We start from the raw sequence: 14,188 nt of genomic DNA on the forward strand, positions 1-14,188 counted from the left end.
CTCCCGGAACAGCGATCACCGGCATGACCGATACCGCCCCCTCCGTCATCCCTGAAGACGACGGCATCTCTCACTCCCGCGCATGCATCACGAACGCCGAAGGGCGGCGCATCCCGGTCGTCGTCGCCCGGCCGCGACGCGGCGCATCCAGCACGATCGCCGTCGAACATCTATTGAACGAATACCGGATGCGCGACCAGCTGGACAGCGCGTGGGCGTTGCGCCCGCTCGAATTGCAGCGGCAAGGCGACAGCGTCGCGCTCATTCTTGAAAACGCCGCCGGTGTCAGCCTCGAGCAGCTATTGAGCGAGCCGCTGGACACCCGACGCTTTCTGAATATCGCGCTTCAGATCGTCGTCTCCGTCGGCCATATGCACACCGCCAGGATCGTTCACCGCGATCTCAAACCCGCTCACCTGTACGTTGACGAACCCGGCGGCCGTGTGAGGCTCACCGGCTTCGGAATCGCGCTCGGCGGCCAGCAGCGCCGCGAAATGGCAGATCACCCGGAAATCATTGCCGGCACGATGGCCTACATGGCGCCTGAGCAAACGGGCCGCATGAATTGGCAGATCGATGCGCGCAGCGATTTGTACAGCACGGGTGTCGTGTTTTATCGCATGTTGACCGGGCAACTGCCATTTTCCGCAACCGCTCCGATGGAGTGGATACACAGTCACACGTCGCGCACGCCCGTCGCGCCCCATCTGCGCCACGGACTCGTCGATCCCCAGTTGTCGGCGATCGTCATGAAATTGCTCGAGAAATGCCCCGGCGAACGCTATCAAAGCGCGGCAGGACTGGAGCGCGACCTGCGTCGATGCATGGCGGAGTGGTCAGCGAGCGCGACGATATCTCGGTTCGACTTGGGCGTGGCCGATCTGCCCGAGCGACTTTCCGGACCGGCCAGGTTGTACGGCCGGGACCAGGAACTGGCGCGACTGACCGGCGCATTTTCACGGGCCATGCTCGCGGGATCGACCGAACTGGTGCTGATTTCCGGTTATGCCGGTATCGGCAAATCGTGTCTCGCGCGCGAGCTGCAAACCGCGGCCGGCACGTTTCAAGGGACTTTCGCCAGCGGAAAGTGCGACCAGTACAACAGCGACGTACCGTATGCCGCGGTGGCGCTTGCGCTGAAAGGCATGATCAGGTCCGTGTTCGCCAGAGGCGAAGACGACGTACGCCGCTGGCGCAGCGCGATTCTCGATGCACTTGGGCAGAACGCAAGCCTCGTCACGAACTTCGTGCCGGATCTCGAACTGCTGATCGGCAAGCAACCCGGCGTGCCGGAGTTGCCGCTGCCACAGGCTCAGGTCCGTTTCCAACGCGTGTTGACGGACCTCATGCAGGTGTTCGCAACGCTGAGCCCTCCCCTCGTGCTCTTTATCGACGATCTTCAATGGGCAGACGCCGCAACGCTCGATCTCATCGAACATATCGCGCGCCATTCCGACATGCGCCACCTGCTGCTGATCGGTGCGTATCGTCACAATGCAGTCGATGCCGATCATCCACTGACGCGAAAGATCTCCATCGCCAAAGCGGCGCGAATCGCCGTTCATGAAATCGATCTGCTGCCATTGACTGCCAAGGATGTCGCGCCCCTTCTTCGCGACATCCTGCACTCCACCGACAAGTTGATCGAGCCGCTTGCGAGAGCCGTATATTCGAAGACGGCAGGCAACCCGTTCTTCGTCGTTCAGTTCCTGCATGCACTCGCGGAAGAGAACGTGCTCGTCATCGATCCGGCCGCCGGTCGCTGGTCGTGGAACGTGCAAGACGTCCGGAGCGCCCGCTATACGGACAACGTCGCGGACCTGATGGCTATCCGGCTCAACCGGCTTCCACCAAACTGCAAGGCCGCGCTGCGCGACCTTGCGTGCCTGGGCAGCGCGGCGACGGCCTGCAATCTGGCGATCGTGCGTCAAACCAGCGAAGAAGCGTTGCACGGCGAGCTTCAGGCCGCCATCCGCCAGCAACTCGTCGAACGCGCGGGAAATATCTATCGATTCGCTCACGACCGGATTCACGAGGCAGCCTATTCGCTCATCCCTGCTTGCTCGCGCGCGGAAATACACCTGACGGCCGCGCGGCGCCTGTTGCCGCATCTCGCCGAAGGGGCCGACGAAGGGCTGGTGTTCGAAATCGTCGGCCAATTCAATCGCGCCGGAGACGAACTCATCTTGCCGGAAGAGCGGCACGAAGTCGCCGCGCTGAATTTGCGAGCCGGCATTCGAGCGAAGCGTTCCGCCGCGTACGATACCGCGCTTCGCTACTTCAATGCCGGCACGGCACTACTGAGCGCCATACCAACCAACGAGCCAGCCGGTATCCATTTCGAGTTCGAACTCGAATTTGCCGAATGCGAATTCCTGACCGGACAACTCGAGCTGGCGGAACGGCGCCTGGCTGCCTTGCCGATACAAGGATTGGGCCTGATCGAGCGCGGTCGCGTCACAGTACAACGGATGGACGTGTACACGGCGCTCGACCAAAGCGACGACGCGATCGCCGTCGCGCTCGAATATCTGCGTTGCGTCGGCATCACATCGTCGGCACATCCGTCAGATCAGGACGTGCTCGACGAATATGCGCAACTCCACCGGCGTGCAGCCAACCTGACGGTCGACGACATCGCCGGATTGCCGGCCATGGTCGACCCGCTGGCATTGACTACGCTGGAGGTACTGACCCGCCTGCTTTCCGCGGCATGCTTCACCGATTTCAATCTGAACTCCCTGATTACGTGCAAGGCCATCAACCTCAGCCTGACCAGCGGAAACTGTGACGCGTCCTGCGTTGCGTTCGGTACGCTTAGCCGGACCGCGGGCCCGCGTTTCGGCGATTTCGACCTGGGGATCCGCTTCAGCCACGCGGGCTACCGCATTGCCGAACGCAACGCACAACACCGCTACCATGCCAGCACGTCCCTGGTGTTCGCCATCTTCACGAAGTGCTGGGCCGAGCATGTTCGCGCATCCGAGGACACACTGCGCTATGCGTTTTCCGCGGCCAACAAGACCGGGGACCTGTTGTACGCATCGTATTCCCTGACCGGTCTGAATACGGTATTGCTGTTCGCGGGCGATCCCCTTTCCGCCGTCCATAACGAAGCGGAACGCGGCCTTGCGTTTGCCCGGAACGCTCAACATGGGCTGATCGTCGACATCATCTCGACACAGCTCGCGCTCGTCGACAACCTGCGAGGGCGGACGAGAAAGCTCGGGACGTTCGACAGCGAACGCTTCAATGAACAGGCATTCGAATTCCGGCTTTCGAATCGTCCCGGGCTTGCCATCGCGGAGTGCTGGTACTGGACGCGAAAGATGCAAGCGCGTTATCTGGCAGGTGACCACGACACTGCTCTCGCGTCGCTGCTCCGTGCCGAGCCGTTGATATGGACCTCTTCGATGTTCCTGGAAGAGGCCGAATTTCATTTCTACGCCGCGCTCACGTTGGCCTCGACGCTGGAGCGCGTTACGCCTGCGATGCGGGCCGGCCAACTGGAGCGACTCGCTCGGCACCAGGCGAAGCTGAATGTGCTGGCGAGCAACTTTCCGCAGAATTTCGACAATCGCGCGGCACTCGTGAATGCCGAAATCGCGCGCATCGAATCGCGCATACTCGATGCGGAGCGGCTTTATGAACAGGCGATCAATTCCGCACGCGCGAACGACTTTCCGCATCAGGAAGCGATTGCGAGCGAACTGGCTGCGCGTTTTTACCAGTCCCGAGGCTTGTCGATCATCAGCGATGCCTACTTGCGCAATGCACGTTACGGGTACCTGCGTTGGGAGGCGCCGGGAAAAGTCCGGCAACTCGACGACGCATACCCGCATCTGAATGCCGACCCACGTGGCAGCAACGCGCACGAGACGATGCGGTCGACGGCCGGCGAGATCGACTACTGGATGCTGATCGACGTTTCGCAGCGGGTATCGTCCGAGATCGTGCTCGAGAATGTCGTCGATACGTTCATGAGGGCTGCGCTGACTCACTCCGGCGCGGATCGCGCCATTCTGATTCTCACCGCGGACGATGGTGCCGCGAAGATCCAGGCCGAGGCGACGGTTCGCTGCGAGGCGGTATGCATTCAGCAGGAAAGCTCGCCGCTCGACCCCGACCGGGTCCCGACGGCGACGATCAATTACGTGATGCGGACTCGCGAAGTGCTGTCGATCCCCGATGCATCAAAGGATCCGATATGTGCGACCGATGCCTACACGGTCACGCATCGAGTGCGCTCGATCCTGTGCATTCCTCTCGTTCGTCGACACACATTGGTCGGCACGCTTTATCTGGAAAACAGGCTTTCCACCGGCGTATTCGCGCCTGCCCGCCTGGCCTCGCTCGGTGTTCTCGTTTCGCAGGTCGCCATTACGCTGGAGAACGCGCGCCTGTATCGGGAACTGTCCGACCGCGAAGCGCGGATTCGACGCCTCGTGGACGCGAACATCATCGGCATCTTCATCTACGCGCTGGACGGCACGATATTGGACGCGAATGCCGCCTTTCTCGAGTTGCTCGGTTACAGTCGCGACGAGCTCGACCATCGCCAGCTGAACTGGAGGGACATCACGCCACCGGAATGGATTCAGGTCGACTTCCAGATCCACGAACCGGTACTTCGCGCAACCGGCGTGCTTGCACCGATCGAGAAAGAGTATTTTCGCAAGGACGGGAGCCGCGCGCCTGTCCTTGTCGGGGCCGCGATGTTCTCGCCGACGGGCGATCAAGGGGTCGCCTTCGTGCTCGATCTGAGCGAAAGCAAGCGCGCGGACGCGCGTGCGCGAGACAGCGAAATCCGGTTCAGCGAAATGCAGCAGGAACTCGCACACGCGAACCGGGTATCGACCGTCGGACAGTTGACGGCCATGATCAGTCACGAGGTGAAGCAGCCGATCGCCGCGATGTCCGCGAATGCCGACGCCGCGCTACGGTGGCTATCGGCTCGCCCGGCAAACGTCGACCGCGCAGCCAGAGCGCTCGAACTTATCGTGCGCGATACCTTGCGGACCGGCGACATCATCGACCGCATCAGGAACCTCGTGCGCAAATCTCCGGTGCGAAAGGAGCAGGTGGACCTCAACGAGGCGATCCTCGAAGTCCTGTTCATGACACGGCGAGACGCGGAGAAAAACGGCATCAGCATCGAAACGACGCTTGCCGCCCCGCCGCCGACCGTGACCGGCGATCGGGTACAGCTTCAGCAAGTCGTGCTCAACCTCGTCGCCAATGCGATCGAGGCGATGCACGCCGTCAACGAAGGACGCCGGCTACTGTCGATCTCTACATCGCGCAGCGGCGACGGCACGGTGGACATAAAGGTGAAGGACTCGGGCCCCGGCATGTCGGCCGCACATATGGAACGGCTTTTCGAGCCGTTCTTCACGACCAAGGATACGGGAATGGGCATCGGCCTCTCGGTTGCTCATTCGATCGTTCAGGCCCACGACGGACAACTGCGGGCAACCCTCCACGAACCGTTCGGCACGACATTTCACATTACGCTTCCGTCTTCGGCATCGTAGCCCCATCGCGACATCGATTGCCGGCATGGCAACGCATGACTTGACGCAAGCGACTCATCCAACGGGCGAAAGGACCCCGCGGCTACTTCATGCGATTTGGCAAAAGCCGTGCCGCAATAGAACTCGCCACGATCCGTCTCTCCTAATCTGCGACGACGCGTCACCGCGTAGACCCGTCAACTCAGGAAGGAGACGATGAATGGCGAAAGTTCTCTGTGTGCTCTACCCGGATCCGACGTCCGGCTATCCGCCCCGGTACGTACGTGATGGAATCCCGGCGATCGCGGCATATCCCGGCGGACAGCGCTTGCCTTCCCCGCAAGGTACGCTGGGTTTCGCGCCGGGCGAACTCGTCGGGTGCGTGTCGGGGGAGCTCGGCCTGCGGCCCTATCTGGAAGCAAACGGTCACGAACTAATCGTGACGAGCGACAAGGACGGACCCGATTCCGCGTTCGAGCGGCACCTGCCCGACGCGGACGTGGTGATTTCGCAACCGTTCTGGCCGGCCTATCTGACGAGGGAGCGAATCGCGAAAGCACGCAAGCTCAAACTCGCGCTCACCGCCGGGATCGGTTCGGACCACGTCGATCTCCAGGCTGCGGCGGAGCGCGGCATTACCGTCGCGGAAGAAACGTTTTCGAACAGCATCAGCGTCGCGGAACACGTGGTCATGACGGTGCTGGCGCTGGTCCGGAATTTCGTTCCCGCTCATCAGTTCGCGACGAACGACGGCTGGAACATCGCCGATTGCGTGAGCCGAAGCTACGATCTCGAAGGCATGCATTTCGGAACGATCGGGGCAGGACGCATCGGGCTGGCCGTGCTCCGGCGACTGAAGCCGTTTGACGTACACCTTCATTACCACAGTCGTCATCGGCTGTCGGCGGACCTCGAACGCGAACTCGGCCTCTCTTACCACGACAGCGCCAGGTCCCTCGTGCAGGTCAGCGACGTGATCAACCTGCAATGCCCGCTTTATCCGTCCACCGAACATATGTTCGACGATGAAATGTTCAGCCACGTGAAGCCCGGCGCCTACCTCATCAATACCGCGCGCGGCAAGCTGTGCGATAGAGACGCGGTCGTGCGAGCGCTCGAATCCGGCCGCCTGGCCGGCTATGGCGGCGACGTGTGGTTTCCGCAACCCGCGCCGCCCGACCATCCGTGGCGCCACATGCCGAGCGAAGCAATGACGCCCCATATCTCGGGAACGTCGCTGTCCGCGCAGGCTCGCTATGCGGCAGGCACGCTCGAGATCCTGCAGTGCCATCTCGAGGGTCGGCCGATTCGTCCCGAGTACCTGATCGTCGACGCCGGAAAACTCGCCGGGGTCGGTGCTGCGTCGTACAAGTTGAGCTGATGCGCGTAACGCGCCGATTCGCGGGGCCGAGACGTCGTGCATTCGGCGTGGTCCCGGCCGCCGCCGTCGTCGTGCGGGAACGCGAATTGGATGAGCGGCCGAACGTCCCGACTCATCGGGCTTCGACGCCCGCTAGCTACGCTGCATTCTGGCTGCCGCAGGCGCCTGCGCCGGCTGGCCGACACCCAGCGCCTCCGCCTTTTTCACGAAGTCGGCCAACGAGCGCGCCTCCATTTTCTTCATCGCCTGTCCGCGGTGAATCTTCACGGTGATTTCACTCAGATTCATTTCTGCGGCGATCTGCTTGTTCATCAGCCCGCTCGCCACGAACGCCATGACCTCGCGCTCGCGCGCGGACAGCGTGGCATAGCGCGCACGCAGGTCGACGAGCGACCGATGCTCGCTTCTCCAGCGCGCGTCGCGCTCGAGTGCCGTCGTGACCGCATCGAGCATGTCCTGCTCCCGAAATGGCTTCGGAAGAAAATCCATCGCACCGGCCTTCATCGCCTTCACCGACATCGCAATATCGCCGTACGCCGTCATGAAGATGATCGGCAGATGCAGGTCGGCGGCCGCGATCTGCTCCTGAACCGCGAGCCCGCTCTGGCCTTTCAGGCGAACGTCGAGAATCAGGCAGCTCGCCACATCGGGTTTGTCGAAGGCGAGAAACTCCTGCGCCGATGCAAACGCTTCGACGCGAAACCCTACCGACCGGAGCAGCATGTCGACCGCCGTTCGCATCGACTCGTCGTCGTCGACGACATAAACGATCGATTGCTGGGCGGGGTCTTGCGTATCAGTGTTCATTACACATTTCCTCATCCAGTGGCAATACGAACTGTATGACCATTCCGGCCCGCTCCGGGATCTCGGCCCAGATACGGCCGCCATGCGCTTCCACTATCGACCGGCAAATCGACAACCCCATACCCATCCCATTCTGTTTCGTCGTGAAGAATACGCTGAACAGCCGGTCGAAGTCTTCATTGCTTACCCCGGCTCCCTGGTCCTCCACCATCATGTGAGCGTGACCGTCCCGCGCCCGGGTGCGAAGCAGCAAGCGTCGCGTGCCGGGGGCGAGCCCCGACATCGCTTGTATCGCGTTCATCACCAGATTGATGACGACTTGCTGCAACTGGACGCGGTCGCCGCACACACGCTGTGGCGAAGCGGAATAGTCAGCCTCTACGTCCACCCGGTGGGTTTCCAGCTCGCGCGCGACGAGTTCGAGCGATTCTCGCACAACGTCGTTCAGGTCGAGCGGCAGCTGCTCGGGCGCGCGCTTTCTCGCCATCGCCCGGATCTGCCGGATGATGTCGGAGGCGCGCTTGGCGTCGCGGATCATCTGCGCGACGGATTGCTGTACCTCGCCCAGATCGGGCTCCGGACGGTCGATCCAGCGCAATGCAGCGTCACCTGCGGTGACGATCGCGGCAAGCGGCTGCGTGACTTCATGTGCAATCGATGCGGCCAGTTCGCCCAGCATCGTTACCCGCGTCGCGTGCGCCAGTTCGGCATTCGATCGATCCAGCGCTTCCTGCGCCACGACGCGCTCGGTGATGTCCATCAATGCGCCGACGTATTCCGTTTCCTTTTGATGTCGGATCGGATGCGCGACGTAATGGACGTGTTTGACACGTGCATCGGTCATCAGCAGTCGAAACTTGATGTCCGGATCCGATGCACCTGCGATCTGGCGATGCCAGGCATCGCGGACAAGCGCTACGTCGTCGGGGTGGACGCGCGACGCAATCGATTCGAAGTCCGGCACCCTGTGGCGATCGAGTTCGAAGATGCGATACGTCTCATCGGACCACCACATCGTACAGTCGGGAAGCCTCATCGCAATACTGCCGGTATGACTCAGCCGCTGCGCGCCCGATAAAAATGCCTCGCTGCGGCGCCACGCCTGTTCGGCCTGCTTGCGTGCTTCGATGTCGGTATTCACGCCATACCAGCGAACGACATGCCCGCTCTCGTCACGAAGCGGCGCCGCGCGGATATGCACCCACCGGTAAACGCCGTCCTCGCGCCTGATCCGAACGGTGCTCTCGAACCGTGACTCGTTATACACGGCGCGCTCCCACGCGTGGTGCATCGAATCGAAGTCGTCGGGGTGGACGACGGCACGCCAGATATCTTCTTCGCGCTTGGCCATGTACACACCGAACTCCGTCCACCGCTTGTTCACGTAGTCGATCTTGCCGTTACTGTCCGAGCTCCACACCATCGCGGGAATTGCGTCGATCATCGCGCGCAACTCGTCCTGCTGCCGCCGCATTTCGCCTTCCAGGCGCTTGCGGTCGGTAATGTCATTGTTGGTCGCGAGTATCGCAACCGCCTTTCCGCCGGCATCGCGCCACAGCGCGAGCCGACTCGAAATCATCACCTTTTTTCCGTCTTTGCGGACACGCTGCAGTTCGCCCTGCCACTGTCCGCATTCGAGTACGGCACGGTGAATGTCGTCGAGCGGCACCGACGCGACGGTCTGCGTCAACATATGGACCGGCTGGCCGAGCGCCTGTTCGGCCGTCCAGCCGTAAAGCGCCTCCGCGCCTTGATTCCAGAATGCGATCCGGTCCTGCAAGTCGTAAACGACAATCGCGTCATGAGTCAGATCGAGCAACTGAAGCCGCTCGCGCAGAATGCCGGTGTTGGCGAGATTGCGTAGCGACAACACTGCCGTCGTCACGATCGCGAGCAGGCTTACGCCGCAGCGGGCGAGCGCACCGCCCGAATATCGGGCGTCATGCGACAGCGCAAGCGCGAGCAACGTCAGTCCCACGCATCCGGATGCGGCGACATACGTCGCCCGACGCGAGCCGGCTGACGCGGCCAGCAGCACCACCGCCACGTAAAGCACGGCAATCGCGGTATCGAGCGGCGTCACGTCGATAATGAAAATAAGCGCCGTCAGTGCGCCGGCCAACGTGTACAACACACGCGCGTCTTCTCGCCATGGCTTGCCTATTGTCCGATTGCTCATCGTCGTCGTGTTTCGCAGTGCCTGAAGGAAATGAAAAGTAGGGAATTGCCGGTCGGTATCTCCCGTTCCCACGGCGGCGCGTTGACGTTACGCGCGGCGATACCCGGCTTCATGAATGCGCTTACGAAGCCGGGTTCCCCCGACCTTCCTTCACGGATGCCAGATCCCGGGCGACTTGCACGGCATCCACGGGTTTCCTCAACACGCTGATCGCCCCCATACCGACCGCCTGGCGCCGGACGGCCTCGGACACGAATGCCGAAATGAAGATGATCGGCACCGTGACGCCGCTGTCCACCAGCTGTCGATACATCTCGAGACCTGAAATGCCGGGCATCTGGACGTCTGAAATGATGCACGAGACTTCCCGAACGTCATCGGACGCCAGAAACTGCTCCGCCGATGCATAAAGTTTCGCGCTCCATCCCAGAGAGCGAACCAGACTGGACGTGGCGACACGGACGGATTCGTCATCGTCAACAATCGAAACGATTGGAAAATTGTGCAAACCCGGGCCCTCGGACGGAATTCCATTTCGGGCGACCCGACATTGGCCGCCCTGTCGAACCCAATATTAGAGAAATCGACAATCCGCGGAAATCATCTATACGTATAGTTTCGCGCCGTCCCGCCCGACGACGCGACGCGCGGCCGGAACGTCATGCGCGGATGAACGCGAGCAGATCCGCGTTCACCTGATCGGCCTGCGTGGTGCACAAGCCGTGCGGCGCGCCGGGATAGATCGTCAGCCGTGCGCCGCGCACGATCTCTGCCGACAGCCGCCCGGAATCGTCCAGCGGAACGATCTGGTCGGCATCGCCTTGCAGGATCAGCGTCGGGACGTCGATGCTGCGCAAATCGGCGGTGAAGTCGGTTTCCGAGAAGGCCTTGATGCAGTCGTACGCGCTCTTGATCGAACATTGCATACCCGCATACCAGAAGGCATCCACCGTCCCGTCCGACGCCTTTGCGTGGTCACGGTTGAAGCCGTAAAACGGCACCGCCAGGTCCTTGAAGAACTGCGAGCGGTTCGCGAGGACGCCCTTTCGGATGTCGTCGAACACCGACAACGGCAAGCCGCCTGGATTGGCGTCGGTCTTCAGCATCAGCGGCGGCACCGCCGCGATCAACACGGCCTTCGCCACACGACCGGTGCCGTGCCGGCCGATATAACGGGCAACCTCGCCACCTCCGGTCGAATGACCGACGAGCACCGCGTCCTTCAGATCGAGATATTCGATGAGTTCGGCGAGATCGTCCGCGTAACGCGACATCTCGTTTCCGCCCCAGGGTTGACTGGAGCGGCCGTGCCCACGCCGGTCGTGCGCGATCACACGATAGCCTCGCTCGGCGAGATACATCATCTGTGCATCCCATGCATCGGCATTCAACGGCCATCCATGCGAGAACACCACCGGCTGGCCTGAGCCCCAGTCCTTGTAGAACAGTTCGGTCCCGTCTTTCAATACGAGCGTTGCCATCTTCGTTCTCTCCTTGACGATGCCGCTTCCAGCCGGTCTTTCACCGTAGAAGCGACGTTACGCGTCGCCCCGCGGCCGTCGCTCGGGCCGCAAAACTCACGCACTGGAACGATTATCGAAACGACCATGCCCGGCTCCTTTTGACAGGGACCGGGATTTTCGGCTCCGCACGGTCGTCCGCGGCGTTCACGGTTCCGATGCAGCAGGCCAATGTGCATCGCCCGCCGCGACGATCGGTTTTCCTGCCCTGCGAATTCTTGCGTGCGAATTCGAAACTCGGGCCGTCACGGTGCAATGCCGCCGCGCATGCGCGCCTCAAGATCGAACCGAATCGATGGAGGAACCCGACATGGCCGAGAAAAAGACCGTTCGAATCTATAGCGAACCCGCCGGCGGCTGGGGCGCGCTGAAAGCGACGGGAGCGGCGCTCGCGGTACAGGGCATTGCCGTGTCCGGCGCGAAGACGCTGCTGCGGATGAATCAACCGGAGGGATTCGACTGCCCGGGTTGTGCGTGGCCGGACCCGAAACATACTTCATCGTTCGAATTTTGCGAGAACGGTGCGAAAGCGGTGGCATGGGAGGCAACGTCGAAGCGCTGCACGCCCGAGTTTTTCGCCGCGCACAGCGTGTCCGAGCTGTCGACATGGGACGACTACGATCTCGAGATGGCAGGACGTCTCACTCACCCGATGACCTATGACCGCGTGTCGGATCGCTACGTCCCGATCACCTGGGAGGCCGCGTTCTCGACGATCGCGACTGCCCTGAACGCCCTCGATCATCCCGATCAGGCGGATTTCTATACGTCCGGGCGCGCATCGAACGAGGCGGCGTTCCTCTATCAGCTGTTCGTACGCGAATTCGGCACGAACAATTTCCCCGATTGCTCGAACATGTGCCACGAAGCCACGAGCGTCGGACTGCCCCAGTCGATCGGCGTCGGCAAAGGGACCGTGCTGCTCGAGGACTTCGAGCAGGCCGACGCGATCTTCATCTTCGGTCAGAACCCCGGCACCAACAGCCCCCGGATGATGACCGACCTGCACGCGGCATCGCGCCGCGGGGCAAAGATCGTCTCGTTCAACCCGTTTCGCGAACGTGCGCTCGAGCGCTTCACCGCGCCGCAGGATCCGCTCGAAATGGCAACGCTCGGTTCGACGCCGATCAGCACGTTTCTCTACCAGGTGCGCGTCGGCGGCGACGCGGCCGTGCTCAAGGGGATGATGAAGGCCATCGTGGAGGCCGACGACGCAGCCGTCGCGGCCGACCAACCCCGCATCCTCGACGTGACGTTCATCGCCGGCCATACGCACGGCATCGATGAGCTCGTCGCGGACCTGCGCGCCGCGTCGTGGGACGCCATCGAGCGCGTATCGGGCCTCGCGCGCGCCGACATCGAAAATGCCGCGCGCATCTACATGGCGGCGAACAACGTGATCCTGGTATACGGCATGGGGCTCACTCAGCACCGCCGCGGGACGGAAAACGTGCAGCAGATCGCAAACCTCGCGCTGCTGCGGGGCAACGTCGGCCGCCCGGGGGCCGGCATCTGTCCGGTGCGCGGACACTCGAACGTGCAAGGCAACCGGACGGTCGGCATCACCGAGAAGCCGAGCGCTGCGCTGCTCGACGGCATCGAGCGCGCGTTCGGCTTTCGTCCGCCCGCCGCACACGGTCATGACGTGCTTGCCACCATCGACGCGATGATGCGCGGCCACGCGCGGGTGTTTATCGCGCTGGGCGGAAATTTCGCCGCCGCCATACCGGACTGGGTCCGCGTGCAGCCGGCGATAAGCCGGCTCGACCTGACCGTGCATATCGCAACGAAACTCAATCGCAGCCATCTGGTACACGGCAAGGCCGCATTGATTCTGCCTTGCCTCGGACGCACCGAAATCGATATCCAGGCGGACGGACCGCAATCGATTACCGTGGAAGATTCGATGTCGATGGTCCATGCGTCGGCTGGCCGCAACGCGCCGGCGTCGGAGCACCTGCTCAGCGAGCCGGCGATCGTCGCCGGTATTGCCCGTGCAACGCTCGGCAGTGCATCGCGCGTGCCATGGGAACATCTCGTCGCGAATTACGACCGGATTCGCGACGCGATCGAAGTGGTATTCCCGATCTTCCAGGCATACAACGACCGCATCCGCATACCCGGCGGCTTCCATCTCGCGTCGACCGCGCGCGAACGGGTGTGGGCGACTTCGACGGGCCGCGCGAATTTCCTCGTCTTCGCCGGTCTTGACGAAGACTTCGATCATGGCGACCCGGAAGCGCTGATGCTCACGACGATGCGCAGCCACGATCAGTACAACACCACGCTCTATTCTCATTCGGACAGATATCGCGGCGTATTCGGGCAGCGCGACGTGCTGTTCATGAATCCGCGCGAACTCGCCAGGCGCAACCTGCATCCTGGCGAGCGCGTGGATATCGTCGCGCTCTGGACGGACGGCATCGAACGTATCGTGCGCGGCTTCAAGATTGTCGAATACTCGCTGCCGGACGGCTGCTGCGGCGCCTACTACCCCGAAGCGAATCCGCTCGTGCCGCTCGATGCGTTCGACCCGCAAAGCCGCACACCCGCGTACAAGTCCGTCCCGGTGAAGGTGATGCGTGCGGCAACGGTAGGCCCGGATTCCGCGGCATTCGCCGTTGCGCGCGCGATCGGCGGGTAAGGCGCTCAGTATGGCCGACCGGCGAGGCATACGAAAAAGGCATGCCGGCGATGATGAATTTGAATATTACGGGCGCGCCGGGGCTACTTATACTGGCTCCCGCCATCGCCACCGATTTCTAAGCAAATCGCAGGTCGATCATCC

Annotated in this window: 7 protein-coding genes; 3 read left to right on the top strand and 4 right to left on the bottom strand. The window is 62.3% G+C overall.

Annotated features, from left to right (window positions below):
• The first annotated feature begins 23 nt into the window (after positions 1-23).
• Together ACP26O_RS19060 and ACP26O_RS19065 are read left to right on the top strand one after the other, a co-directional pair.
• Positions 24-5,534: a trifunctional serine/threonine-protein kinase/ATP-binding protein/sensor histidine kinase gene (locus ACP26O_RS19060; protein WP_175663461.1), complete on the top strand. Its 5,511-nt coding sequence runs from the start codon at positions 24-26 to the stop codon at positions 5,532-5,534.
• Between the two features lie 199 nt (positions 5,535-5,733).
• Positions 5,734-6,894, top strand: coding sequence for an NAD-dependent formate dehydrogenase (locus ACP26O_RS19065; protein ID WP_175663460.1), 1,161 nt, complete (start codon positions 5,734-5,736; stop codon positions 6,892-6,894).
• A 132-nt stretch (positions 6,895-7,026) separates the two neighbouring features.
• Here the strand turns inward: ACP26O_RS19065 and ACP26O_RS19070 are convergent, their stop codons facing one another.
• The 4 genes from ACP26O_RS19070 to ACP26O_RS19085 all read right to left on the bottom strand — a co-directional run bounded on the left by ACP26O_RS19070 (position 7,027) and on the right by ACP26O_RS19085 (position 11,361).
• Positions 7,027-7,701: a response regulator transcription factor gene (locus ACP26O_RS19070; RefSeq protein ID WP_105830368.1), complete on the bottom strand. Its 675-nt coding sequence runs from the start codon at positions 7,699-7,701 to the stop codon at positions 7,027-7,029.
• Positions 7,691-9,880, bottom strand: a complete 2,190-nt coding sequence (locus ACP26O_RS19075; protein ID WP_426356392.1) for a PAS domain-containing sensor histidine kinase — start codon at positions 9,878-9,880, stop codon at positions 7,691-7,693. Before ACP26O_RS19075 ends, ACP26O_RS19070 begins: the two co-directional genes overlap by 11 nt.
• Positions 9,881-10,001: 121 nt before the next feature.
• On the bottom strand, positions 10,002-10,388 hold the full coding sequence (locus ACP26O_RS19080; RefSeq protein ID WP_012366369.1) for a response regulator transcription factor: 387 nt from the start codon (positions 10,386-10,388) through the stop codon (positions 10,002-10,004).
• A 151-nt stretch (positions 10,389-10,539) separates the two neighbouring features.
• Positions 10,540-11,361 (bottom strand): alpha/beta fold hydrolase, encoded by an 822-nt coding sequence (locus ACP26O_RS19085; protein WP_175663458.1) that lies wholly within the window; start codon positions 11,359-11,361, stop codon positions 10,540-10,542.
• 349 nt (positions 11,362-11,710) lie between these two features.
• Between ACP26O_RS19085 and ACP26O_RS19090 the strand changes: the two genes are divergently transcribed.
• Entirely contained in the window at positions 11,711-14,044 is a 2,334-nt protein-coding gene (locus ACP26O_RS19090) for an FdhF/YdeP family oxidoreductase (RefSeq protein WP_175663457.1), read from the top strand.
• Positions 14,045-14,188 lie beyond the last annotated feature (144 nt).

It is taken from the genome of Burkholderia sp. R-40 (assembly GCF_049942845.1).
Taxonomy (GTDB): Bacteria; Pseudomonadota; Gammaproteobacteria; order Burkholderiales; family Burkholderiaceae; genus Burkholderia; species Burkholderia ambifaria.

Excerpts from the sequence above, each read along its gene's own strand:
- ACP26O_RS19060 (WP_175663461.1), top strand. The coding sequence starts at position 24 with ATGACCGATACCGCCCCCTCCGTCATCCCTGAAGACGACGGCATCTCT.
- ACP26O_RS19085 (WP_175663458.1), bottom strand. The coding sequence starts at position 11,361 with ATGGCAACGCTCGTATTGAAAGACGGGACCGAACTGTTCTACAAGGAC.
- ACP26O_RS19070 (WP_105830368.1), bottom strand. The coding sequence starts at position 7,701 with ATGAACACTGATACGCAAGACCCCGCCCAGCAATCGATCGTTTATGTC.
- ACP26O_RS19065 (WP_175663460.1), top strand. The coding sequence starts at position 5,734 with ATGGCGAAAGTTCTCTGTGTGCTCTACCCGGATCCGACGTCCGGCTAT.
- ACP26O_RS19075 (WP_426356392.1), bottom strand. The coding sequence starts at position 9,880 with ATGAGCAATCGGACAATAGGCAAGCCATGGCGAGAAGACGCGCGTGTG.
- ACP26O_RS19090 (WP_175663457.1), top strand. The coding sequence starts at position 11,711 with ATGGCCGAGAAAAAGACCGTTCGAATCTATAGCGAACCCGCCGGCGGC.